Here is a 24,874-nt window from a genome sequence, read left to right on the forward strand (position 1 = left end):
TTGTCACCCGTCGCTGTCACGTGACTTTCGACGTGAATCTTATGCCGTGTCGTCGAATTCGAATCGCTGTCGCAACTCGGCCTCGATTCGGTCGACGAACGCCTCGAGGACGGGCTCGAACTGCGCGTTGTCTGCCACCGTCCCGACCCGCTCGCGTGGGTTCTCCGGCAGTTCGACGCGGAACTCGCCGTCGCCCTCGTAGCACGGCTCGCTCTCGCTCAACACTTGCCGATCGATCGCGCGGAGCACCGCCGAATCGTACTGACCGTGGAGGTGTTGGTATGCACTCGAGTACGCTGCCTCGAGTTCCTCGAAGTAGTAGACGTATTTCTCCTCGAACTTCTCGGGATCGAACTCGGTCATTGCCGTTTCTGGATCCGCAATCGGGTAAACGGTTTGGAACGAACACGCTGTCTCACCCGGCCACACGATCACCGCCGCCCGCAGGCTTACGGTCTCGAGGTCCCTAGTGCTGTCGATGACCGTCACCGTCCGGTACACCTGTCCACACTGCGGAGCCGTGGTAAGCGTCGAGCGCCAGCCGGATCTCGCGGATCGATCCGTGACCACGATCCCCCAGCCGGGCTGGGAGTACGCAAGTCCGGACGAAGACTTCGCGGACGCGGATGGAATCGAGTTCCTCTGTGGCGAGGACGGCCCAGTTACCGACCTCGAGGGCGAACCCGTCGAGGGCTGTGGCCGGCCGTTCTATCTGAACTTCGTGCGCTACGAGCAGGGTGTCGAACTCGAGCCGGACCCGCCGACGTACGGCGGGCCGCGGTTCGATTTCAAGGGCTGACTCGCGGCTGCCCATACGACTGGTCATAACAGGGCAGCAACGCCCGGTCACACGCCAGTGAGCGCCCGACGATAGGCGGGTACGTTTTCCGTGGACAACTTTCTCGTCTCGAGCGACGTTCCGGCGACACCTCAATCGAACACAACCCTTTTCGACGCCGGGCAGTACCTACGGACATGGACGAAGCCGCCGTACGCGACCGTCTCCGGACGGTCGACGATCCCGAACTCGGCGACGATATCGTGTCGCTTGGACTCGTCAACGACATCAGCGTCGACGGCGACGAGGTCGACATCGATCTCGCGCTGGGTGCGCCCTACTCCCCGGCCGAGAGCAACATCGCTGCCGAGATTCGCGAGGTCCTGACCGCCGAGGGGATCGACCCGGACCTGACCGCAAGCATTCCCGATCGTGACGACCTCTCGAGCGAGGAACAGGTGCTCCCGAACGTCAAGAACGTCATCGCCGTCGCCTCCGGGAAAGGCGGCGTCGGCAAGTCAACCGTCGCGGTCAACCTCGCTGCCGGCCTCTCACAACTGGGGGCTCGCGTCGGCCTCTTCGACGCCGACGTCTACGGACCGAACGTCCCACGGATGGTCGACGCCGACGAGCCGCCGATGGCGACCGAAGACGAAACCCTCGTCCCGCCCGAAAAGTACGGCGTGAAGCTGATGAGCATGGCCTTCCTCACCGGCGAGGACGACCCCGTCATCTGGCGCGGCCCGATGGTCCACAAGGTCATCACCCAGCTTACGGAAGACGTCGAGTGGGGCCATCTCGACTACCTCGTCGTCGACCTCCCGCCGGGGACTGGCGACACCCAGCTGACGATGCTCCAGACCATGCCCGTCACCGGTGCGGTCATCGTCACGACGCCACAGGAAGTCGCGCTTGACGACGCCCGCAAAGGCCTCGAGATGTTTGCCAAACACGATACCGTGGTGCTCGGAATCGCCGAGAACATGTCGACCTTTGCCTGTCCCGATTGTGGCGGCGAACACGACATCTTCGGCTCCGGCGGCGGCGAGGAGTTCGCCGACGAACACGACCTGCCCTTCCTCGGATCGATCCCGCTCGATCCGGCCGTCCGCGAGGGCGGTGATGGTGGGAAGCCGACGGTGCTGAAAGACGAGGACGGAACCAGCGACGCCTTGCGGACGATCACCGAAAACGTCGCGAACAATACGGGCATCGTCCACCGGCAGGGCATCTCCCAGTACCGGCGCAGCGAAGCCGCCTCGTCCGACTGATACCCGCCACCGGCAGGCCGGGGCCGCCGGCCTCGGCTGTGGCGTCGCCGGGCGCGTCGCTTTTCATCCTGCCACTCGAGAGGCGAGTGTGGACGCGAATCAACAGTCTCGAGCGAACCCCTTCGGCATGGACGAGGAGTGCCAGAACTGTCCGGCACTCTGTGAGACGCGCACCCAGGTCGTCCACGGCTACGGCGACGTAGACGCAGACTTCCTGTTTGTCGGCGAACGGCCGACGTCCCGGGCGGACGAAGTCGGCGTTCCGTTCGCCAGCGAGGGCGGCAGCGACGGTGACGGCGGGCTGCGACGAGTTCTCGAGCGACTCGGGCTCTGTGACGTAACCTCCCCGGCCGACGAGCCCGTTCTCGAGAACGTGTACCTGACACAGCTCACTCGCTGTCGCGATCCAGACCGGGAGCCAACCGACGAGGAGGTCATCACCTGCGAACCCTATCTCAACGCCGAGATTCGGATGATCAACCCCGAAATCCTCGTCCCGGTCGGCGAGCGCGCGCTCGCGGAACTCGGAACGGAATACACGACGACCCCGGCCGAAGACCTCTCGTTGTCCGACGGCCATGCCACTCGAATCCGCGGGCGCGGGTTCGAACTCGTCCCGATGATCGACCCTCGAGAAGGGACCGACGAGCAGACACAGGCGTGGCTCGAGGCCTTTGCAGAGCTGATGGCGACGGATTATCGCCAGACGAAAGGACGGCAGGAACGGTAGCGGTCGAAACGGACGCGTTCGAGTTCGATTACCAGTAGGGGTTTGCCCGCCAGCGTTTCGATCCCACACCGAGTGTGATCAGTGCCCCGACGGCGACGACCGCGACGACGAGGACGCCGATCGTCGCTGTGACGTACTCGCCGGATGCGGCAATGAGCGTGCCGTCTGCGAATCCGAAGACACCGATAGCTGCCAGCGCCGCGACGACGAGCGTCCCGAGCAGTCCGGCGATCGATAGCGTGTCCATACCGGTCGAAGGCGCTCCGCCACTATAATTTGCCACGATCGCGGGTCATGGTCGGGCGCTCGATCCCCGGAAGCGCCGCGTTCAAGGACTGCGCGCCCCGAGTAGCTGGTATGATCGTCGTCGTTCCAGTCGCGCCCCCGCGGGAGGGACTCGTGCTCTCGTCGCTCGTCGAGCAATCACCGCTGTCGGCCGCCGAGGCGGTCTCGCTTTACGAGGTCGCCGTCGCCGACGTGTTGTGGGCCGTCGCCTCCAGTGGCGGCGACCTGCTGGTCAACTACCGCGACGCCGACACGCTGCCCGACGCCCACGCTGATGGCGACCCCGAAGCCGAGGTCCGCGCGCTTGTGCTCGATGCGCTCGGCGAGGATGCAGAGGTTCGATTCGAACGCCAGGTCGGCTCGAGTCGCGCCGCTCGCGTCGGCAACACCGTCACGCACCTGCTCGAGCGCGAGGGAGCCGATAGTGTGGGCGTGCTCGAGCCGACAGCCCCCCTGGTGGCTCGCACGGAAATCGACGGCGCGGCGATGTCGCTCCGTCGCCACAACGTCGTGTTAGGCCCGGCCGAGCGGGGCGGGACCTACTTCGCTGGCTTCGCCGAACCGATCGATTTCACCGATGCGTACGCGACACCCGAACTGTCGACGTTAGCCCAGCAGGCAACTGACGACGGTCTCGGCGTCGGATTCGCGCCTATGCTCTCGACCGTGGCTACCCCGACCGGGTTGCAGGCGACCATCGCCGGACTCGAGGCTCGGCAGGCTGCCGACCGGCCGGGGGCAGAGGCAACGGCGGCCCTGATCGACGACCTGGGGATCGCGGTGGGTGCTGATGGTGACCTCGAGCGCGTTTAGACCGACAACTCTTTTTGAACGTGTGCTAAATCAGAGAGTGAGGTGGGGTGGCAGAGCGGCCTAACGCGCCTGCCTTGAGAGCAGGTGGCTGTCAAGCCTCATGGGTTCAAATCCCATCCCCACCGTTTTCAGCGAGAGAATACGACGAACAGAGAGAGGAGTCTCTCGAGCGGAAAACGAAACGATGGATTTGAACGACGGAACGAGGGAGCGACGCGACCGACGTTCTGGTGGTTCAAATCCCATCCCCACCGTTGCTGTCGCGAACAACTCCGTGAGCGACAGCGAGGTCATGGATTTGAACGAGACCAGTCGCGCGCAGCGAAGTCGTTCGAAAGACGCTTCGCGTCTTTCGTGATGACGAGAGAGCTTCGCTCTCTCGAACCACGAGCACGTCTGGGCGTGGTTCAAATCCCATCCCCACCCGCCACTGCTACGACGTGCTTGTTCGCGTCGCTCGTGAACGCGCGAGCCAGCACCGATACCCGATCAAAACCAGCGACGCCTCGGGGCCGAACCCGTAATTCATCGGAAAGCCGAAACCAACATTACACCGTCGCACACACCACAGCGTAGTGACCCGCGTCTGTCTGCTCGGCGAGGCCGAGAGCACCCTTCAGTACGAACTGCTCTCCCGGGAAACGGCTCGAGAGGCGCTTGCGACCTACGACTTAACGCGCCCATTCGAGAACGCCATTGCGCTGCGGACGGTCAGCGTCGGTGCTGCGGTCTCGCTGCTGAACGATCTCGACTGGTATCTCACGCGGTTCGTCGACGAGGCGCTCGTCCAGGAACCAAGCGTCAGCGACACGGAGTGGCTGTCACGGCCGCTTGCGACCCAGCTTCGAAACGGCGACGTCGAGCCCGCCGAGACGGCCGAATTCTGCAAGGTCTATGGCCTCGAGCCGATCAACGCGGACGACGACGATGGAGACACAGACTCGGGCGACGACAGCGAAACCGCTGGCGGGCCGACTGATCGGCTCGTCGAACCGCTGTACGTCCGCCGGACTGACGGCGAGCTCCCGGCGTACGACCTTCGGGACGTCGAAGACACCCTCGTCGTCCGCGTGACTGAAGCCGAATTTACGTGATCCCGGTCGGGGTCACGGTGTCGCTCGAGCGCACCGGTGGCGACCGGAACAAAACCCCCGAGCTAACGGCTACGAATCGGACGATTGGCTTTCACTGCCGGTGCCCTCGGACCCGACGCTCGAACTCGCGGACGCGGAGCCACTGTCGCTGCCCATCGTGGCACCGTACGTTGACCCATCGTGACCGACGAGCGTGGCCGAAACCGTCGTCAGCGGTTCCGACTCGAAGGTCACGCGAACGAGTCGGCCAACGGTCGTAATCGACTGCGCACAGACCTGATCGTCGGCCGTCTCACGGACGGCTGCCTCGAGGACGAGTGCCTCGTCTTCGGCGGCACTGTGCTCGTCACTGCCGCTCGTCTCGGTTTCACCGGCAGAACTGTCGCTGTCGCCGCTCTCGTCCGTCTCGATGGTGATCGCCTCGAGAACCACCTCGTAACACGGGGTAGGTGCCTCGTCTGAGAGCGAGACGAGAATCGACGTCTCGAAGTCGGTTGCATCGATGAACGTGGCAACCGCGTCGGCGTTGTGCAGCGACTCTCGTTCGTCGAGCCACTCTGTCGCTCTCTCGGCATCCCGCAGGACCGTTATGTCGGGCTCACTCGAGGCGGGCGACTGGTACGTCAGCGTCCGGCCCTCGGCCAGTCCGTCCGGCAAGTCCTCGATCGCGTTGCCGACGGGGTCGGGGTCGTCTTCGGAGCCGTCCGTCGGTGAGCCGTTGTCGTCGTCGGTCGCGTCGTCGCCATCGTCATCGGCTGGCTGTGACGCGTCGTCGGCGAGACAGCCGGCCGAGAGGCCGATTGCTGCCGTCGTAGCACACAGCATAGTCCGTCTGGAGAGACGTGTCATTGTGACTGTCGGTATGCCGAGCGACCTAAAGGCGGTTCGGCTAGGTAAAACAGTTCTTTTCGTTTGCTTGAACGGTCTCAGTCGAAGAGTCCGGTCGAGAGATACCGCTCGCCGCTATCCCAGAAGACGGTGACGACCAGCGGGCAGTCGTCGGCTTGCTGTCCGCCGTCGGTTTCGGAGGTGGCCGCTTCGTCGACATCGTCGAAGGCCGACGGCACTGTCGGGCACTCGAGGCTGGGATCGGCCATTTCGCTGGCGATCCGCTGGGAGACGAGACTCGTCGCGCCGCTGGACTGGCCCACGAGGACGCCTTCCTCGCGGGCGAGGCGGCGACACTCGTCTTCGGCGTTCTCGAGTCGCACCGTCTCGACGCGGTCGATCAGATCGCGATCGAGGTTGTCGCTGACGAAGCCGGGCCCCATCCCCTGGAAATCGTCGTCGCCGGACTCGCCGGTCGAGAGGACGGCGTTGCGTTCGGGTTCGACGGCGATGATCTCCATGTCGGGGAACTCCTCGCGAAGCCGTCGGCCGGTGCCCGAGAGCGTGCCGCCGGTGCCGACGCCGGCGACAAAGGCGTCGACCTCGCGGTCGCCGACCTGTTCGACGATTTCCTCGCCGGTCGTCTTGTAGTGGGCCTCGGGGTTCGCCGGGTTCTCGAACTGCCCCAGTTGGATCGCGCCCTCTGCCTCGAGTTCGTCGGCGCGCTCGCGGGCGTCGGACATGTCGCCATCGACTAACTCGAGGTTGGCCCCGTAGGCGGCCATGATCTGGCGGCGCTCCTTGGACTTGTTGGCAGGCATGACGATCGTCAGGTCGTAATCACGGGCGGCTGCGACGAGCGAGAGTCCGATACCGGTGTTGCCGCTCGTCGGTTCGACGAGCCAATCGCCGGGTTCGATCAGACCGTCGCGTTCGGCGGCCCGAATCATCTCGCGGGCCGGCCGGTCCTTGGCCGAGCCGCCGGGGTTGAACGATTCGATCTTCGCGGCGACTGTCACGCCATCCGGTGAATCGACCTGAACGAGCGGCGAACCGATGGTGTCCAGGATACTCCCTTTCATTGGTGAGCCGTAAGCAGTGGAGACGTAAACCCATGCTGGACGCAGGCAGGACGTGCCGGTGGTCATACTGCCGGGCAAAACGGTTCATCCCTCGATCGCGTCTCTCCGCTTGCTGCTGTTGTGTCCACTTGTGTGCCACTTGTGTAGCCAGCATCTATTTATGCATGATTTTCTGTTGTATTTTTATGGGGGAAACGCCTCAGTTTGGCTCCGTTGGATACAGTAGCAACGTCGATGCGGGAGATCTTGTCGACCGAATCGGACTCACCGAGGACGAAATCGAATGGCGAAAGCAGTACATCGATTTTACCGACGACGACATTGAGCGACTCCGCCGATACGAGGAGACGTTCAACCTCCGTGGCGACGACGTCGCGGAGATGTTCTACGAGAAAATCGAGGACAACCCCCAAGTCCGTGAGATCCTCGATCGGTCGCCGCGAAGTGTCGAGCAACTCAAGTGGTCCCAGAAAATGTATCTGGTGACTCTCGCGACGGGGGACTACGATCAGGGCTACTTCGAGAACCGCGCCCGGATCGGAAAGCTACACGACATGCTCGAGATGCCGATGAAACACTATATCGGCCAGTACGGCGTCTATTATAACCTCCTACTCCCGATTATCTCGGAACGGATTCAGTCGGACATCTCGGAGGCGATCAGGGCGGCGATCGATCGGCAGGCACAGCGACAGGACGACGACGATGAGAGCACAGGCCGACTGTCATCGCTGCTGGGTCGTGGCGGCACCGATACTGATGACGACGAGGCGTTCGAAACGACGATCGAAGAACTCGAGGACGAACTCTCAGATCGCATCGACGAGCGCATCGACGAACTCCACTCGATTTTGAAGATCATCAATCTCGACATGCAGGTCGCGATCGACACCTACATCGACTCCTACTCGAGCGTCGAGGATCTTCTCGAGCATCAACAGCACGTCACGAACAGAGTGTCACACTCGATGCAGGACATTTCGACGGCTGGCGAAGCGATCGGACAGAACGTCGATGACATCAATCGCTCCGTCGAACGACAATCCGAACAGACGCAACTGGCGTCGTCGGACATGCAAGAGATCAGCGTCGCAATCGAGCAACTCGCAACGACCACGGAGTCGATTCTCGAGGGCGAGGGACTCCTCGATCGCGTCGAAACCGGCGAAGACCACTGCGAACAGCTGCTCGAGTCGATGGAGGACGCCACCGACGCCGAAGCACACGCCGCCCGTGAGCTCGAGACGCTCGAGGAGACGCTCGACGAACTCGACGACATTCACGACGTGATCGGCGAGGCTGCAGAGAAGACGAAGACGCTCGCGGTCAACGCGAACGTCGAGGCCAGTCGCTCGCGACCTGACGATAGTTTCACCGTCGTCGCCGACGAGTTCCAACAGCTCTCCGAGACGATACAGCGCCAGACGAAAGCGGCCGACGAGCGCGTCGCGGCCCTCCGTGAGCAGACTGATGAAACGCGTCAGGCGGTCGATGAAAATCACCAACGGCTCGAGCGCAATCTCGAGCGAAGTTCGGCCGTCTACGAGGCAATCGACGACGTTCAGGAGAGCGTAACCACCTTTACAGACGACGTCCGCGAACTCTCGTCGCTCGTCGACGATCAGGCGTCGAACACACAGGAGATGGTCGCACGGCTCGATGCAATCGACGACGAAATCCAGTCGATCAGCAACGATCTCGAGCGGGTCACCGCCGCAATCGAAGAGCAGTTCTCGAAAGTCGAGACAGTCGAATCCGTCGTGACCGAGTTATCCGAGCGGGGCGACCAACGCCGAGAACGGTACGGCATTCGTTAGTCAGCACTCGCTGGAACGGGTACTGTGAGCGTTCCGTCCCGCGAGCGAGGCAGTTAAGCGACTCCCACCGCAAGCACCGCCCATGAGTCTCGAGACCATGCGGCCAAACCCCACGTGGGATGCGGCCAGCTACGAGGACGCGGTCGACACGCTCGCAGCACACAGCGACGAACTAGTGTACAAGGTCTGGGGCGGCGACTGGTGTAAGGACTGTCGCGCCCTGCTGCCCGATTTCGGGGCCGCACTCGAGGCCGCCGCGGTTCCCGACGACCGAATCGAGACGTTCACCCTCGATCAGGACAAACAGGGCCCCGGCGTCGATGAGTACGACATCGAGTACATCCCAACGGTCGTCGTCGAAACCGACGACGGCGAGGAAGTGGCCCGCTTCGTCGAGGACGAAGCGGTCCCGCCCGCGGTCTGGCTTGCCGACGAACTCGAGGCCGCCCTCGAGAGCGACGCGGCCTGAGCCCCCACGTCTGCAGCCGGCTCTGATTGGGGTTCCTAAAACGGCGCGTCGGTGCCCTGACTCTGAGTGGTCCCCCCTTCGGGAGCGCCCTCGCCGTCGAGCCACGCGAGGGCCTCGTCGGCGTCGTGGGTCGGCGGCGAACACGTTCGATTCCGACAGACGTACAGCGTCGGCTCGCCGTCGCGAGCCTTGCGACCGGCCCAGATCGGCGGTGCGTCCGCCAGATCCAATCGGTCGAGCCACACCTCGAGCCCGTCCTCGGTCGGGGGCCGCAGTGCGAACAGCCGATCAGGGAAGTATCGCGACGTGAACCGGTCGCGCCACCTGTTCGGCAGGTCGTCCGCCGCGACCGTTACCTCGAGTGCACCCGACTCGAGCCGGTCAGCGGCGAGACACAGCGTCGCGTGTTCGAGTGCGTTCGCCTCGAGCGTGTTCGCGTGGGTCTCGAGGACGGTCGCGGCGACCTCCTCGAAGTCCTCCGTCGCGAACTCGTCGAGTGCAAGGAGGGTCTCGACCGCCACGCCGGCCGCAGAGGGCGTCGACTGGTCGCTCAGTTCCTGGGGCCGGGTGACCAGTGACTCGCCGCTTGCAGGGGTAAAGTAGAGCGTGCCGTGATCCGCGTCCCAGAACTCGGCTTCGATGACCCGTGCGAGCTCGAGCGCAAAGGCAAGGTGGTCGACCTCGCCGGTGGCCTGATAGCAGTCCAGTGCCCCGCGTGCGAGGAAGGCGTAGTCCTCGAGATAGCCGTCGACGGCCACGTCTCCATCTTTATATCGCCGCGACAGCCGTTGCTCGTCGTCGTCCCAGAGCCGATCGCGGACGAACGCGAGGGCGTCGACGGCAGTCTCAGCATAGTCATCCTCACCCAGTACGAGCGCCGCCTCGGCGTAGGTCGAGATCATCAGCCCGTTCCAGCCCGCGAGTATCTTCTCGTCGCGGTTGGGGCGTGGTCGCTCCTCGCGGGCCTCGAACAGCTGTTGGCGGATCGAGTCGAGTCGCTTCAGGACTTCGCTTTCCTCGAGGTCGAAGCCGACGGCCAGTTCCGACACTGGCGTCACGCGGTTGGGCTGGCTCCGTCCCTCGAAGTTGCCTGATTCGGTGATATCGTAGCGTTTGCAAAAGAGGGCAGCGTCGGGTTCGTGCTCGATGACGTCGTGGACCTCGTCGGGTGTCCAGACGTAGAACGCGCCCTCTTCTCGCTCGCCGGTTTCGGGCGATTCGCTCTGGGCGTCGAGGGTGCTGAAGAAGCCGCCGTCGTCGTGGGTCAACTCCCGCTCGACGAACTCGAGGGTGTCGCCGACGACCTCGGCGTAGCGATTCTCGCCAGTGAGCTGGTAACCAGCCAGAAACGCACGCGGGATCTCGGCGTTGTCATACAACATCTTCTCGAAGTGGGGCACCGTCCAGTCCCGGTCGACACAGTAGCGATGGAAGCCGCCGCCGACGTGGTCGTAGAGCCCGCCGGCAGCCATCGCGTCGAGCGTCTCCTCGAGCACCTCGCGGTATGCTGTCTCGTCATCGTCAGTTCGATCGTGTGCCCGCGCGAGGACGCGCAAGCGCGATGGCTGGGGGAACTTCGGACCGCTCGAGCCGAAGCCGCCGCATCGCCGGTCGGCGCTGCGGACGATCGCGTCGGCAGCCGTCTCGAGGACTGCACTCGAGGGTGGCCCTGCGGATGCGTCGGTGTCGGCATCTTCGGTTGGGGTCTCCTCGAGCCGATCTTTCGCGGCGTCGGTCCACTGTTCGGCGCGGCTCTCCATCTCGGTGCGGTCCTCGGCGCTTGCCCAGGAGTCGCTGATCCGCTCACAGAGGTCGAGAAAGCCGGGTTGGCCCCGTTTCCCCTCCCGCGGGAAGTAGGTCCCAATGAAGAACGGCTTGCCCTCTGGGGTGAGCCATGCCGACAGCGGCCAGCCGCCCTGTCCGGAGACGAGCTGGCAGACGGTCATGTAGATGCTGTCGATGTCGGGGCGTTCCTCGCGGTCGACCTTGATCGGGACAAAGTTCTCGTTGAGTACGTCGGCGACCGCCTCGTCGGCGAAGCTCTCTTCTTCCATGACGTGGCACCAGTGACATGCCGAGTAGCCGATCGAGAGGAAGATCGGCACGTCGTGTTCGCGTGCCGTTTCGAGGGCCTGCTCGTCCCACGGCTGCCAGTTGACGGGGTTGTCGGCGTGCTGGCGCAGATACGGACTCTCCTCCTCGTCGAGCCGGTTGCGCTGGGTAGGAGTGGTCATACGAATACGTACGGCTGTCTGTCCTAAAAGCCCGACGTACAACCCACTCTCGAGACAGCGAAAGCGGCAAAAAATCGAGTTGCTATGAGACGTGGATTCGTGTCCGTTACTGCAGCTCTTCGTTGAGCAGGCGACGGAGCACGAGGTGGAGCACGCCTCCGTTCTCGACGTACTCGACTGCCATCGGCGTGTCGACCTGTGCGGTGACCTCGAATTCGGTCGTCTCGCCGTCGTCGTCCTCTGCGGTCACGGTCAGCTCGGCGTTGGGCTCGAGGCCGTCCTCGAGGCCTTCGATCTCGAAGTACTCGTCGCCCTCGAGGCCGAGTTCCTCCCAGCCCTCGCCGTCTTTGAACTGCAGGGGCAGGACGCCCATGCCGATGAGGTTGTCACGGTAGATGCGCTCGTAGCTCTTGCCGATGGTCGCGCGGATCCCGAGCAGGTCGGTCCCCTTCGCGGCCCAGTCACGGCTCGAGCCAGTACCGAGCTCCTCGCCGGCCATGACGATCAGCGGCGTGTCCTCTTCGCGGTAGCGCTCGGAGGCTTCGAAGACGGTGGTCTCCTCGTCGGTTGGGTGGTGGATCGTGTAGCCACCCTCCTTGCCGTCGAGCAGCTCGTTTTTGATGCGGACGTTCGCGAAGGTGCCACGCATCATGACTTCGTGGTTGCCACGGCGCGAGCCGTAGGTGTTGAACTCGTACGGTTCGACGCCGCGCTCTTTGAGCCACTGGCCGGCGGGCAGGTCCTCGCTGAACGGTCCAGCGGGGCTGATGTGGTCGGTCGTGACGGTGTCACCGAGCGTGAGCAGCGCGCGGGCGTCCTCGACGTTGTCGACGCCGGGTTCCTCGAGCGGGAAGTCCTGGAAGAACGGCGGCTCGCGGATGTACGTCGACTCTGGGTCCCAGTCGTAGACCTCGCCGGTTGGCGCGTCGAGTGCCTCCCAGCGCTCGTCGCCCTCGTAGATGCTCGAGTACTTCTCCTCGAACATTTCGGGGGAGACGCTGTCGTGGATCGTCTCGCGGACTTCCTCGGTGTCCGGCCAGACATCCTCGAGGTAGACCTCCTCGCCCTCGTCGTTGGTGCCGATCGGCTCCTCTTCGAGGTCGATGTCCATGCGACCTGCGAGACCGTAGGCGACGACCAGCGGCGGGCTGGCGAGGTAGTTGGCCTTGATCTTGGGGTGGATACGAGCCTCGAAGTTGCGGTTGCCTGAGAGGACGCTCGTCGTCCAGAGGTCGTGTTCGTCGATGGCTTCCTCGACTGGCTCCGGCAGCGGACCGGCGTTACCGATACAGGTCGTACAGCCGTAGCCGACGACGTGGTAGCCGAGTTCCTCGAGATCGTCGAGCAGGTCTGCACGCTCGAGATACTCCGTGACGACGCGGCTACCGGGCGCGAGGCTGGTCTTGACGTACTCAGGCACTTCGAGTCCCTGCTCTGCGGCGTTGCGTGCGAGCAGGCCGGCCGCGACCATCACGGACGGGTTCGAGGTGTTCGTACAGGACGTGATCGCGCTGACGAGGATATCGCCGTGGCCGATCTCGATCTCGGTGCCGTCCTCGAGTTCGACGGGAACCTTCTCGTCGAGATCGGGCGTCTCCTCGGCGACGAGGCCGCCGTCGCTTTCGGCAGCACCCGAGGGGATGACGCCCTGCTCCTCGAGCAGCGTCGGGAAGTGCTCGTCGAGATTGCCCATCGGGATGCGGGCGTGGGGCTTCTTGTGGCCCGCGAGGCTGGGTTCGACCTCGCCGAGATCGAAGTCGACGACCTCGGTGAATTCGGGGTCCTGCTCGCCGAAGAGGCCCTGCGCCTCGAGGTACTCTTTGACGAGTTCGATGTGGTCGGGGTCGCGACCCGTCAGCTCGAGGTACTCGAGGGTCTTCTCGTCGACGGGGAACATACTGATGGTCGAGCCCTGTTCGGGGGCCATGTTCGAGATGGTCGCGCGGTCGGCGACCGAGAGTTCGGAGACGCCGGGGCCGAAGAACTCGACGAACTTGTCGACAACGCCGACCTGACGGAGCTTCTCCGTGATGTGGAGCACGAGGTCGGTCGCGGTCGCGCCGTCGGGGAGTTCGCCCGACAGGCGGACACCGACGACTTCCGGCAGGCTCATGTTGATCGGCTGGCCGAGCAGTGCGGCCTCGGCCTCGATGCCACCGACACCCCAGCCGACGGCACCGATGCCGCCGATCATCGGGGTGTGGCTGTCAGTGCCGACGAGCGTGTCGGGGACGAGCCACTGCTCGCCGTCGACTTCGCGCTCGTGGACGACGCGACCGAGGTGCTCGAGGTTGACCTGGTGGACGATCCCCGTTCCCGGCGGGACGACGTTGAACTCGTCGAACGCCTGCTGGGCCCACTTGATCGCGCGGTAGCGCTCTTCGTTGCGCTCGTACTCGATCTCGACGTTCTTCTCGTAGGCGTCCTCGCTGCCGAAGTGGTCGACCTGCACGCTGTGGTCGATCACGAGGTCACAGGGGACTTCGGGTTCGACGACCGTCGGGTCGACGCCTTTGCGGTCGGCCGCAGAGCGCAGCGCCGCGAGGTCGACGACCGCCGGCACACCCGTCAGGTCCTGCAGGACGACCCGCGAGACCGTAAACGGAACCTCGGCGTCCGGCACGTCGGGTTCCCAGGACGCCGCCGCGCGGACGGCGTCGGCGTCGATCGTCTCGCCGTCGGCGTTGCGCAGCACCGACTCGAGCAGAATGCGGATGCTCACGGGCATCTTATCGAGGTCACAGAGGCCCTGCTCCTCGAGAACCGTAAGATCCGCCATCTTGTACGTTTCACCGTCGTGTTCGAATTCCCGGATCGCATCCGAGAACTGGTCGATTGCCATACGTCGCCTTCGAACCGGGGGGTTTTCAATCTCCCGAGAATTGTCTGAAGAACCATTATATACCCTCCGCCAATCAGAATGTGTTACAGTGTCGTGGTTGTGGGTCACCATCAATTGACAAATGTAGTTTCTGCTAACATAACTCACTGCCGATCGTCACGTGGCAACTGTCACATCGATCGGCAAGTTGTCTCTCGAGCAGTGGCGTGTTCGGCCACGCGCTAAAAAACAGGTCGGTGTGTCGCGTTAGTTTCCGCCGCCACCGGCACCGGTTTCGTTGCCGCCGCCACCGGCTCCACCGCCGTCACCGCCGTCGCCACCGTCTGTGCCCATGTCGCCGTTACCACCGTTGTCGCCGTTGTCGCCGTTGTCGCCGTTGTCGCCGTTGTCGCCGTTACCGCCGTTGGCGGTTTCACCGGGGGTCGCCTCGATCAGGTCCACTGCAGGTGCACGGAATTCACCGTCTTCACCCATCGTCTCGCTGTCGCCGGAACTGAGGGAGACTTCCTCCGACAGCAGGAAGCCCCAGTCCGGGGCGTCAGTGCCCGTATCGTAACTGATGATGTACGCATCCCAGTCGTCCGGATCGTCGAACACATCGTCCTCCGCTCCGGAGTTTTCAATCAGGTCTTCTTTCGTCTGGGTGTTCAGCTCCGAGATGACCTCGAAGTCAGTGCCAGGCTGGTAGTCATCGCCGTACACGAGCACAACGCCGTCGGCTTCCTGGGCGGAAACCGTCCCGGCCGTTGCGCTTGCGCCAAGGGCGAGTGCCGTCGTGGCGGCCGCTCCTTTCTTCATGAACGAACGCCGTGAGTCGTCGAATAGTCCGCTATCGTCATCTGTCATGTCTCTCACCTAAGTCCCCTGTTCGGGGTGGACAGTCCTTGACCCAATTTTCGCATAAGTCAGCCCCATTGTTTCACTGCCTAAGACGAATTGAAGTCACGAAATACGAGCTTCATGCGCCTATACGGCCGTATTTCGGCACTTCACGACATTTCGGGAGAAAGATGTCAGCAATGGTTGTTTATCCACCGAAACGGGCGTCGAAGCCCACACTTCGGTCAGGTAATGGTTGTGACTAATGGAAGTCGAGCGTGATCCGACTCGACTACGATGGGTCCCACATGACGAGACGCAACGCCGGGATTTGCATCGGTTGCTCTGGCTCTTTGCGACACTGGCGATGAGATGACTGCAACGTTTCATATAGTAAAACAACTGATTTCCGTGGACTGTCTGTGCGAAAATCAACATGGAGAACTGGTCACGATCTATGAGTGTTCACCGATCGATAGGCGTTCTGCAGTGGCTCTCGAGTACCGACGAACTATCGACGCGCCCGATGTCGTTCGACTGTGGGTCGATCGAGTCTCTATCAACGGAAGCGAACGTCGCGTCACTATCGTAGCCATTGACCGTCACTGCACACTCGATCGCACAGCTGTCGTGCGCGCATATATGACAATAAAAAGAAACGCTCGACTAGGTCAGCGGGGGATCACAGAGTGGCCTCGACCAGATCCAGTGCAGAGTCACGGAACTGTCCGTTTTCCCCCATCGTCTCGCTGTCGCCGACATCGAGGTCAACCTCTTCCGTCAGCAGGATTCCCCACGCCGGGGCTTCTTCACCAATATCGTAGTCGATGATATATGCGTCCCAGTCGTCCGGTTCGTCAAACACGTCGTCTGCCGCCCCGGAATCGTCGATCAATTCATCTCTCGTTTGTGGGTTCAACTCCGAGATGACATCGAAGTCGACGCCAGGTCGGTAGTGATCTCCGAACACCACCACCGTGTCATTCTCGTCGTCCTGAGCGGCGGCAGTCCCCGACGTCGCGCCTGCACCAATGGCAAGCGCCGTCGTGGCGAGTGCCCCTTTTTTCACGAGCGAATATCTCGATTTATCTACTTGTTCAGTATCGTTATCGTTCATGTCTCTCACCTGTGCTCCCCTATCGGGGTGGACGATTCTTGACCTAATTTTCCATAAGCTATCACCATTGTTTCATCATCTAAGGCCACCTATACTCGAAGAACTGAGCTATTAGGCATCTCTGTCATACGGTTCCAGCAGGAACTGCTCTGCCAAGCAAGAGCCTGCTGCGATACTAAATACCAATGTAACAACCATTGGAGTGGGGTTCGTACTGATCACACACAGTACTAGCGGGACACCATTTCGGGCCAACTCGGTCACGATGGTCCTCCAGAGAGACGTGATTACGGCGCGTTGCCGACTCAGACGGGGACACGACGGCAACGGTGGCACTTCGATTTATCTAGCGAAACAATGACTTTCTTCGGGCACTCGCCTGAAACGGTAATACGGACTTCGGCGTACGGGACGTCGTCGTTTACAGGCTCGAGTGACAATCATCGACCACTGCTCTCAGCCAGCAGTCCCATCAGCAGTGACTGCCGTTCGTGACCGCTGTCGAGGCGACTGCTGTCCGACGGGCTTGAGCTGCATGAGACGGTGTAGGTTGGCGCTCAAAATGGGCGATTGTGTCGTCGTAAACGCACCACAGTGGTTCGATCTCGTTTCCACCGTGTCCGTTCCTCTCGGTGGAGCAGCCACCGACTGTTGTGACCGAATACAACTATCAGCGACCCGTTATTCCTGCCGGGTATACTCCACGAACGCGAACCCGTCACGTTCGTCTCGCGACACTTCTCGAAACGGGTTTCGATCCCAGTTCGGGAAATACGTATCGCCGTCCGGGTCGTCGTGAACCTCGGTGACGATCAGCCGATCGACCGCTGGCAGGAACTGCTCGTACACCGTCGCGCCGCCGGCGACGAAGATCCGGTCGGCGTCGCCGTGGCGCTCCTGTGCAGCGGCCTCGGCCGTTTCGAGCGCGTCCGCGAGATCGTGCGCGACGACGGCGTTGTCTGGCGTCTCGAGGTCCCGACTCGTCAGCACGATCGTCGTCCGGCCGGGCAACGGTTCGCCGAGCGTCTCGAGAATCCCCTCGTAGGTCACTCGGCCCATGATGACCGGATGGTCCATCGTCGTCGCCTTGAAGTGCCGGAGATCGGCGGGGATGTGCCAGGGCATGTCGCCGTCCTTGCCGATCACGCCGTTGTCGGCGACGGCGACGATCGCGACGAGTTCGCGGTCGGTCTCCAGTGGGGATCCGTTTCGATCCCCGCTCATTCGGCCACCGAAAATTCGATGCCGTCGTGTGACTCGTAGTCCCGAAGTGCGACATCGTCGTAGCTCAAGTCGTCGATCGAGACATCCGCCACCTCGAGCGTCGGGCGCTCGAGTGGCTCCCGGGAGAGTTGCTCGAGCAGGCCGGGCACGTGATCGAGCCGTTCGTCACCCTCGTCTTCGGGCGGAGCCTCCGACTCGAGCCATGCTTTGATCTCGAGGTACTCCTCGCGGTCGTCGACTGCCGCAACCTTCGATTGCAGCGTCTCGAGGTTGTCGGCGTACCACTCCCCGCGTGCGCCACGCCCGCAGTAGACGTGGGCGTCGACGACGGTGTGGGCGAACGTGCCGGGTTCGAAGCCGGTCTGTTGGGCGATTACCTTCGTGAGCAACGAATAGGCCGCGATATTGAACGGGATTCCGAGCGCGGTATCACCCGACCGCTGGGTGAGATGGCAGTTCAGCTGATCTCCCTGCACGTTGAAAACAAACGAGTAGTGACAGGGCGGGAGCGTCGAAACGGCTGCGTTGGCTGGCTGCCAGGCGTTGACAACGAGCCGACGGGAGTTCGGCGACTCGGAAAGCGTATCGATCACGTACTGCAGTTGGTCGAAGGTCCGTCGGCCGTCAGCTTCCTCGGTGACCCACCGGTGGGCCGCGTCGGGCCAGGTCTCGCCCTCGAGTTGGGCGTCATCTTCGGGAATCGGATATCGCCGCCAGAAGCGACCGTAGGCCGTATCCAGTCGGCCCTCATCGTCAGCCCACGCGTCCCAGATCTTGGTCTCCTCGCGGAGGTTCCGGATGTGTTCCTCGCCGGAGAGATACCAGCAGACCTCGTGAAGCATCGAGTTCCAGCGATAGCCGTCCATCTCTTTGGTCGTCAACAGCGGATACCCGTCCTGTAGGTCGACCTCGTAGTGCTCGCTGAACGACGAAATCGTGTCGACGCCGGTCCGGTTTGGCTTGTAGGTGCCATCGGAGAGGACCGTGTCGACGAGCTCGAGGTACTGTTGCATTGTACGTGGGTTTTGTCCGCCCGATAAAAACGGCCGCGTTTCGTCCGCCCGACGGTTGTTGTGCCGGCTCCGGACTTTAGTCCGACCGTGTGTCACTAGTAGTGGTGACGCTCGAGGACCTCGTCCACGGACAGCGAGCGAACGCTGCCCTCGGATGGACGCTGCTCGCCGTCGTAGCGCTGAGTGCCGTCGAGGGTGTTTTCACGGCTTCCGTCCTCTGGCGCGGGCTCGCGCTGCTGGTCGTCGTCGTGGCATCGCTGCCGGCGCTGGCGACCCGCGACTGGACGGCGATGCTCCCCTGGCCCGTGTTGTCGGTCGCTGCGATCGCCGTGATCGCCAGGGCGGTTGGGCTGGATCCCGAAGCCGCGGGGTATCTCATCGTCGCGACGCTGGCGCTCGTGGTCGTCGTCGAACTCGAGGTCTTCACGTCGGTCGAGCTGAGCCGTCGCTTCGCCGTCGCCTTCGCGGTCATGACGACGATGGCGCTGCAGGCGCTCTGGACCGTCGCCCAGTTCTTCTCGGATCGCTGGTTCGGAACTGCGTTTCTGCGATCGCAGACCGAACTCCAGCAGGATCTCGTCGTCGTCACGCTCGTCGGCTTCGTCCTAGGCGGGCTCTTCGAGTGGTATCTCATGCGATTCGAACCCGCCGGAACCGTCACTCGAGCCACGAACAGCGCGGGGTCGACATGACGCTCGGCGATCTACTCGATGTGTCCGACACCTGGGAGCGACGTCTCGTATGGCTGCTACAGCTCGCACTGGTCGGACTGATCGGCTACGGCACGGTGACGGGGCGGGCTTCGGTTTCCGTGACGGCGGGACTCGCGCTCGGCGTCACACTCTTGCCAGCGGTTCTGCGGCGTGAATACGGGTACGCGATGGACGCCGGGCTCGTCCTCTGGATCACTGCCGCTGTCTTCCTCCACTCACTCGGCTCGATTGGCATCTACCGGCAGTATCAGTGGTACGACGAGGTGACACACACTGTGTCGTCGATCGTCGTCGCCGGGTTCGGGTACGCCTCGTTCCGGGCGCTCGAGCTTCACTCTGATGACGTGGCGGTCCCGTCGGCGTTTCGATCACTGTTCATCGTCGTCTTCGTCCTCGCTGCCGGCGTCCTGTGGGAAGTGTTCGAATACGCTCTTGGCGATCTGGTTCCCGTCTACGGAGTCGACGACATCGCTACCGATTTCGTGTTCAACGCGATCGGAGGCCTGATCGTAGCGATCTGGGGGGCAGGCCACGTCGGCGGTCTCGTCGGCTTCCTCCGAGATCGACTCCGGTCCACTGCCGATCAGTAACCGGTCGCCGCCGTCTGCGTCTCGAGACCGTCGAGACACCAGTCGCTCAGAGATGGCTGCAAACTCCGGCCCGAAACATATCCACAGACGGGCTGAAGGAACGGCCGAAAAGGCGGCTGATTACAATGACTGACACACCACGCTTCGAGACGCGACGCCGATTCATCGGGACGGGTGCGGCGACCGTGGGCGCGCTTGCGTTCGGAGTGACGGGGAGTACGACGGCCCAGGAATCCGGAGACGAAGCAGCTGACGCGTCCTTCCAGGACGCGATCTCCACCCGCGAGACGTACTTCTCCGGTGCGATCTTCAGGGTCGTCTCACCGCCACTCGAGAACGCCCCCGTGGTACAAAACGAGGAGCCGGTACGGAATCACAGCGTGCGCGTCATCGAGTACTTCAACACGAACGAGGAGGGATACCTCTTCCTGCCACCGAACGCACAGGTCGAGCGTGGGCAGGTCTACGTCTTCGACGACCGACTGGGATCGGAAGCGCCGGAACTTCCGGCCGCGAACCTCATTCGGGTCGAGTACCGACCGGTCACGCAGGCGGATCTGCCCTTCAAAATGGAGGAGGACGAGGACTTCGAGTACTTCGAGGGCGAGGGTGGCGAGGCGGCCGTCCGTCCAGACGACTTCTACTCGAGTGCGCTGTTCGAGATCACCTCCGGCGCGCAGGGCTGGGTTCCCCAAGACGTCGAACAGAGCGGTCTGTTTACCGATTACAACACTGTCCACGCCAGGTACCTTGGCACGAACCAGCGCTTCCTCCTCTTTCCCCAGGAGGCTGCGGGGACGAACACGGGACAGCTCTACGTGATGCGCGACGAATCCGAAATCTTCGATCCGGCCGGCAATCTCGTGGCTGCCGAGTTCAGCCCCGTCGACGAGGACAGTCTCACCTTCGACGACGAGTTCCTCCGCACTGGGACGTGACCGACGACGTGTTATCTGCGCCGGCGGCGTCGAACGCGTCCATTTTCGGACGAATACCACATGAACGTGGATACTTCCGGCCGCCGAAAGAGCAACGCTTACAGGTTCGTGCGTTCCGCTATCGACCATGCGAGAGAACGTTCTGTTGATCGGGGGTGGCGGCCGCGAACACGCCATCGCCCGCGCGCTCGAGGATAGCGAGGCCGACCTCTATGCCTGTGCTGGCAACAAAAACCCCGGCATCGCCCGCATCGCAGCCGGGTTCGAGACGCTCGAGACGACCGATCCCGATGCCGTCGTCGACTACGCCGAGGAAGTCGACGCGACGCTGGCCGTGATCGGTCCCGAAGCGCCGCTTGAGGCCGGCATCGCGGACGCACTCGAGGACGCGGGCATCTATGCCTTCGGCCCGAAGGAAGCCGACGCCCGCATCGAGACAGACAAGGCCTTCCAGCGCCGCTTTATGGCCGACAACGACATTCCCGGCTGTCCGGACTTCGAGACGTTCGACGACATGGACGCCGCTTGCGAGTTTATCGACGAGTACGACGGCGACCTCGCGATCAAACCCGCCGGCCTCACTGGTGGCAAGGGTGTCAAGGTCATCGGCGATCAGGTTACCCCCGAGGAGGGCAAAGAATACATCCGCGAGTCGGACTACGACCGGATCGTCCTCGAGGAACGGCTGATCGGCGAGGAAGTGACGATTCAGGCCTTTGTGGCCAACGGCGCGTTCGAGACCGCACCCGCAGTGCAGGACCACAAACGCGCCTACGAGGGCGACGAGGGGCCCAACACGGGCGGTATGGGGAGCTACTCCGCTGCGACGAACGAACTCCCGTTCATGAGTGACGACGATTACGAGGAGGCCGTCTCGATCATCGAGGCAACCGTCGACGCCCTTGAGGATTACCGCGGCATCCTCTACGGCCAGTTTATGCTGACCGAGACCGGCCCCCGTGTCATCGAGTTCAACGCCCGCTTTGGCGACCCCGAGGCGATGAACACGCTGCCTGTCCTCGAGACTGACTTCCTCGACGTACTCACCGCGGCACGGGACGGCGAGGCCCCGCCCGAACTCGAGTTCGCCGACAAGGCAACGGTCTGTAAGTACGCCGTGCCGGAGGGGTATCCGACGGACCCCGAGGCCGGCGCGAAGGTGCAGGTCGACGAGGAGAGCGCGGGCGACGCCCTGCTGTACTATGCCAGTGTCGACGAGCGCGACGACGGCATCTACACGACGACCTCCCGGTCGTTCGCCGTCGTCGGTGTCGCCGACTCGATCAGCGAGGCCGAGGAGATCGCCGAAGACGCGCTCGCGGTTGCCGGTGACGAAGGGCTGCACATGCGCCACGACATCGGCAAGGCCGACCTCGTTCAGCGCCGGATCGACCACATGAACGACCTCCGCGGCGAGTAAGACCGCGCTCTCGTTCTATCCTAGCAGTCTGTGCCGTCTGCAACGCTGTCGATCGCCTCGAGCAACAGCCCCGCCCCGAGCTCGATCTCTCGTTCGGTCACGTCCAGTGGCGGCAGCAATCGCAGCGTTTTGAAGCCACAGCCGAGTGTCAGCAGGCCGCGTGAGAACGCCGCCTCGAGGACCGTATCCCGGCGCGCTTTGGTATCGAACTCGACGGCGAGCATCAGACCGCGACCGCGAACGTCGATCACACCTGGGGCGTCGCCGTCTGTGACGGCATCTGTGAGTCTCGCCCGGAGTTGACTCCCACGTTCGCGGACGTTCGCGAGCAGATCGTCTTCGTGGATGACGTCGATCGTGAGCACGCCCTGCATAGCGGCGATGACGTCGCCCGCACCCCACGTCGAGGAGAGTCGACTCTGCTCGGCGGGAAACACGTCGGACCGAGAAATCGTCGCGCCCACGCGGAGCCCCTTCCCGCTCGCAATGACGTCCGGCGTGAGCTCGAGATGGTCGACGGCCCAGAGTTCGCCCGTCCGGCCCAGTCCTGACTGGATCTCGTCGGCGATGACCCGGAGGCCGTAGCGTTCGCGAAGCGCCTCGAGGTCGCGGGCGAACTCGGGATGGGCGACGCGGTAGCCGCCTTCGCCCTGAATCGGCTCTATGATCACGTAGGCGACTTCGTTGGGGTCGATCACGCCGCGGTCGGGGTGGAGTGCGTCGGCGATGACGTTGCCACCGGGGCCGTCGGTCCGCCAGCGGGTGTCGTATTCCTCGTCAGTGGTTGGGTAGGGAACGCTGATGACGCCCGGGATTTCCGGAAAGCCGGTTCGATGGACGGCTTTCGAGCGGTTGAGCGAGAGTGCTCCCAGCGTTCGGCCATGGAACGCGCCGTCGAAGGTAAACCCCCGGTGACCGCCAGCAGCGTAGCAGATCTTGATGGCGTTCTCGACGGCCTCCGCCCCGGAGTTCGAGAGAAAGACCCGATCCATGTCGTACTGGTCCGTCATGGCGACCAGCCGGTCCATGAGCTGGGTCGGCCCCGGCAACTCCGGGTCGTCGGGCGGGCCACCGCCGCTCACGTAGAAGTCCTGCCCGGCAATTTTCAGCGGATCGACGAGGTCGAACGCCTCGAGGCGCTCGCGGATGGCGGGATTGTTGTAGCCAAGCGGCGCGGCGGCGACGTGGCTCGTAAAATCGAGTAAGACGTTACCGTCGACGTCGGTACAGAACGGGCCGACTGCCTCACGGCTGACATCCCAGACGAACTCGTAGACGTACGTACTCGGGGCAGCAAACCGGTGGTGGTAGGTGACCCACTCGCGGGCCCGCTCGCCGGGGAGGTCGTCTACCGCTGGTTCGATCGTTGCGCGGTCCATGTGGTACCATTAGTCATGGCCCAATAAAGGTACTAATGCCTACACGACGACGAGCACCGACGCGAGCGCGCCGCCGATCAGGAGGATTGCGCTGTAGGCTGCGACCCGGTTCCGGAAGCCGGTGTTCGTCGACGTCGACGCTAACAGGGCCTTGACCACGATGCTCGAGACGGTCGCGAGCAGAATAGCGATTGTGGCCTCTGGCCCGCCCAGTTGGCCGCCACGGTAGAGGACGACCGCCGACGTCGTTGCGCCGGCACTCGAGACGAAGCCGCTGGCGACGGCTGTCGCGTAGAAGCCCAGGGTGCCAAACCACGTCTCGGCCAGCGAGCCGAAGACGAGCACGCCGAGGAAGACGACGCCGAACCCGAGGGCGTTTCGCAGCGAGAACGGACTCTCGAGTTCCATCGGGCCAGATTCGTCCCAGTCGGCAGTGAGCGCGGCGACGGCGAACGCGAGGACGATGACGGCCCCCAGCGGCACGATCGCCTCGACGAGGATTTCGGCGTCGCTACCAGCGGTAAAGCCGACCGCGATCGCGAGATTGCGTGTCGCCATCGCGGCGTTTGCGAGCAAGATCGCAGCGACGGCGTAGGAGGCTGCTTCGGGCCGTTGCCTGACGTGATCGAGCATCGTCCCGACGACGGCCGTCGAGGACGCCAGGCCGCCGAAAAAGCCCGTGATCGCGATCCCGCGACCGCCATACGTTGTAACGATCGCGTAGTTGGCGATGCCGATCCCGGCGACGGCGACGACCATCAGCCAGATGACCTGCGGCTCGAGGGGGATCGCCAGCCCGGCGAATTCGACGGTCGTCTCTGCGGGGAGGAGCGGATAGATGACGAACGCGAGGATGGCGAACTCGATGGTTGAGCGCATCTCCTCGTGGGACAGTCCCCACGCGAACTCGTGGAGTTCGCGCTTCAAGACGAGCAACAGCGATGAGAGCACGGCGACGGTGACTCCCTCGAGAATGAAGCCGACGGCGACCAGTGCGCCGACGCCGTAGGCGACGAGCATCGAGACCGACGTCGTCAGTGAGAGTCCCGTCTCGTCCTCACTCATGAGTCCCTGGACCGCGAGCAACACCCCCTGGACGATTACGAGGACGCCACCGAGGACCAGCAGGCCCTCACCGATCGGTGTCTCAGCCTCGACGGCGAGGACGGTAAAGACGGCAGCGAGCAAACTAATCAGCGAGAACGTCCGAATGCCAGCAGACTTCTGGGACCACTCGCGTTCGAGCCCGAGAAACATGCCCAGTGCGCCAGCTAGTGCGATCCGCACGACCGTCTCCTCGAGCGGCGTCTCAGCGACCTGCAGCGCGACCTCGTTCACCCCCGACCGTTCACGATGATCGTATATAAGCAACCCGCCGAGGGTAACGCGACCTGGCCTCGAGCGCCGCTATCGTGGGC

23 protein-coding genes and 1 tRNA gene are annotated in these 24,874 nt (G+C 63.3%); 12 read left to right on the forward strand and 12 right to left on the reverse strand.

The annotated features are described in order from the left end of the window. Positions 1-39 precede the first annotated feature (39 nt). Positions 40-363, reverse strand: a complete 324-nt coding sequence (locus tag BDK88_RS14180) for a DUF5783 family protein (protein WP_130500992.1) — start codon at positions 361-363, stop codon at positions 40-42. Between the two features lie 115 nt (positions 364-478). On the opposite strand from BDK88_RS14180, the gene BDK88_RS14185 reads away from it, so the two are divergent. The 3 genes from BDK88_RS14185 (at position 479) to BDK88_RS14195 (ending at position 2,779) form a co-directional block, all read left to right on the forward strand. Next, on the forward strand, positions 479-799 hold the full coding sequence (locus BDK88_RS14185; protein WP_008010020.1) for a hypothetical protein: 321 nt from the start codon (positions 479-481) through the stop codon (positions 797-799). Positions 800-975: 176 nt separating this feature from the next. Next, on the forward strand, positions 976-2,049 hold the full coding sequence (locus BDK88_RS14190; protein WP_130500993.1) for an Mrp/NBP35 family ATP-binding protein: 1,074 nt from the start codon (positions 976-978) through the stop codon (positions 2,047-2,049). A 127-nt stretch (positions 2,050-2,176) separates the two neighbouring features. After that, complete coding sequence (locus BDK88_RS14195) at positions 2,177-2,779, forward strand: uracil-DNA glycosylase (protein WP_130501060.1); 603 nt, start codon at positions 2,177-2,179, stop codon at positions 2,777-2,779. Between the two features lie 28 nt (positions 2,780-2,807). Here the strand turns inward: BDK88_RS14195 and BDK88_RS14200 are convergent, their stop codons facing one another. Then, complete coding sequence (locus BDK88_RS14200) at positions 2,808-3,026, reverse strand: hypothetical protein (RefSeq protein ID WP_130500994.1); 219 nt, start codon at positions 3,024-3,026, stop codon at positions 2,808-2,810. Between the two features lie 110 nt (positions 3,027-3,136). Here BDK88_RS14200 and BDK88_RS14205 point away from each other — a divergent pair, with 110 nt between their 5' ends. From BDK88_RS14205 to BDK88_RS14215, 3 genes are all read left to right on the forward strand, one after another. Continuing rightward, entirely contained in the window at positions 3,137-3,877 is a 741-nt protein-coding gene (locus tag BDK88_RS14205; RefSeq protein ID WP_130500995.1) for a DUF2064 domain-containing protein, read from the forward strand. Between the two features lie 41 nt (positions 3,878-3,918). Continuing rightward, positions 3,919-4,002: transfer RNA gene (locus BDK88_RS14210), tRNA-Ser, on the forward strand. A gap of 450 nt (positions 4,003-4,452) precedes the next feature. Next, entirely contained in the window at positions 4,453-4,971 is a 519-nt protein-coding gene (locus BDK88_RS14215) for a DUF5804 family protein (protein ID WP_130500996.1), read from the forward strand. A 69-nt stretch (positions 4,972-5,040) separates the two neighbouring features. Here the strand turns inward: BDK88_RS14215 and BDK88_RS14220 are convergent, their stop codons facing one another. Further along, positions 5,041-5,796: a hypothetical protein gene (locus BDK88_RS14220; RefSeq protein WP_242611676.1), complete on the reverse strand. Its 756-nt coding sequence runs from the start codon at positions 5,794-5,796 to the stop codon at positions 5,041-5,043. Positions 5,797-5,897: 101 nt separating this feature from the next. Next, positions 5,898-6,881, reverse strand: coding sequence for a PLP-dependent cysteine synthase family protein (locus BDK88_RS14225; protein WP_130500998.1), 984 nt, complete (start codon positions 6,879-6,881; stop codon positions 5,898-5,900). Between the two features lie 185 nt (positions 6,882-7,066). Between BDK88_RS14225 and BDK88_RS14230 the strand changes: the two genes are divergently transcribed. Both BDK88_RS14230 and BDK88_RS14235 read left to right on the forward strand, forming a co-directional pair. Next, positions 7,067-8,698, forward strand: a complete 1,632-nt coding sequence (locus BDK88_RS14230) for a globin-coupled sensor protein (RefSeq protein WP_130500999.1) — start codon at positions 7,067-7,069, stop codon at positions 8,696-8,698. Between the two features lie 82 nt (positions 8,699-8,780). Next, a complete protein-coding gene (locus BDK88_RS14235; RefSeq protein WP_130501000.1) occupies positions 8,781-9,167 on the forward strand; it encodes a TlpA family protein disulfide reductase in 387 nt (128 codons plus the stop codon). Between the two features lie 35 nt (positions 9,168-9,202). Here the strand turns inward: BDK88_RS14235 and BDK88_RS14240 are convergent, their stop codons facing one another. The 6 genes from BDK88_RS14240 to thyA all read right to left on the reverse strand — a co-directional run bounded on the left by BDK88_RS14240 (position 9,203) and on the right by thyA (position 18,416). After that, positions 9,203-11,401, reverse strand: coding sequence for a thioredoxin domain-containing protein (locus BDK88_RS14240; protein WP_130501001.1), 2,199 nt, complete (start codon positions 11,399-11,401; stop codon positions 9,203-9,205). Between the two features lie 106 nt (positions 11,402-11,507). Next, positions 11,508-14,243, reverse strand: coding sequence for an aconitate hydratase AcnA (acnA, locus tag BDK88_RS14245; protein WP_130501002.1), 2,736 nt, complete (start codon positions 14,241-14,243; stop codon positions 11,508-11,510). 246 nt (positions 14,244-14,489) lie between these two features. Further along, positions 14,490-15,089, reverse strand: a complete 600-nt coding sequence (locus BDK88_RS14250; protein WP_130501003.1) for a twin-arginine translocation signal domain-containing protein — start codon at positions 15,087-15,089, stop codon at positions 14,490-14,492. 655 nt (positions 15,090-15,744) lie between these two features. Then, positions 15,745-16,179, reverse strand: coding sequence for a calcium-binding protein (locus BDK88_RS14255; protein ID WP_130501004.1), 435 nt, complete (start codon positions 16,177-16,179; stop codon positions 15,745-15,747). Positions 16,180-16,860: 681 nt separating this feature from the next. Next, positions 16,861-17,403 carry a dihydrofolate reductase gene (locus BDK88_RS14260; RefSeq protein WP_130501005.1) on the reverse strand — a complete coding sequence of 181 codons (543 nt, stop codon included), beginning with the start codon at positions 17,401-17,403 and terminating at the stop codon, positions 16,861-16,863. Continuing rightward, positions 17,400-18,416, reverse strand: a complete 1,017-nt coding sequence (thyA, locus tag BDK88_RS14265; RefSeq protein WP_130501006.1) for a thymidylate synthase — start codon at positions 18,414-18,416, stop codon at positions 17,400-17,402. The genes BDK88_RS14260 and thyA overlap by 4 nt, the downstream gene beginning before the upstream one ends. A 104-nt stretch (positions 18,417-18,520) precedes the next feature. Between thyA and BDK88_RS14270 the strand changes: the two genes are divergently transcribed. From BDK88_RS14270 to purD, 4 genes are all read left to right on the forward strand, one after another. After that, positions 18,521-19,108, forward strand: coding sequence for a hypothetical protein (locus tag BDK88_RS14270; RefSeq protein ID WP_130501007.1), 588 nt, complete (start codon positions 18,521-18,523; stop codon positions 19,106-19,108). Further along, complete coding sequence (locus BDK88_RS14275) at positions 19,105-19,719, forward strand: hypothetical protein (protein WP_130501008.1); 615 nt, start codon at positions 19,105-19,107, stop codon at positions 19,717-19,719. Before BDK88_RS14270 ends, BDK88_RS14275 begins: the two co-directional genes overlap by 4 nt. A gap of 125 nt (positions 19,720-19,844) precedes the next feature. Then, on the forward strand, positions 19,845-20,657 hold the full coding sequence (locus BDK88_RS14280) for a hypothetical protein (protein ID WP_130501009.1): 813 nt from the start codon (positions 19,845-19,847) through the stop codon (positions 20,655-20,657). Positions 20,658-20,784: 127 nt separating this feature from the next. Beyond that, entirely contained in the window at positions 20,785-22,077 is a 1,293-nt protein-coding gene (gene purD / locus BDK88_RS14285) for a phosphoribosylamine--glycine ligase (protein ID WP_130501010.1), read from the forward strand. A 20-nt stretch (positions 22,078-22,097) separates the two neighbouring features. On the opposite strand, the gene BDK88_RS14290 is transcribed toward purD, so the two are convergent. Both BDK88_RS14290 and BDK88_RS14295 read right to left on the reverse strand, forming a co-directional pair. Beyond that, entirely contained in the window at positions 22,098-23,456 is a 1,359-nt protein-coding gene (locus tag BDK88_RS14290) for an aminotransferase class III-fold pyridoxal phosphate-dependent enzyme (RefSeq protein ID WP_130501011.1), read from the reverse strand. Between the two features lie 39 nt (positions 23,457-23,495). Further along, entirely contained in the window at positions 23,496-24,794 is a 1,299-nt protein-coding gene (locus BDK88_RS14295) for an MgtC/SapB family protein (RefSeq protein WP_130501012.1), read from the reverse strand. Positions 24,795-24,874: the final 80 nt, after the last annotated feature.

Origin of the sequence: Natrinema hispanicum (genome assembly GCF_004217335.1) — an archaeon.
In the GTDB taxonomy this organism is placed as follows: Archaea; Halobacteriota; Halobacteria; order Halobacteriales; family Natrialbaceae; genus Natrinema; species Natrinema hispanicum.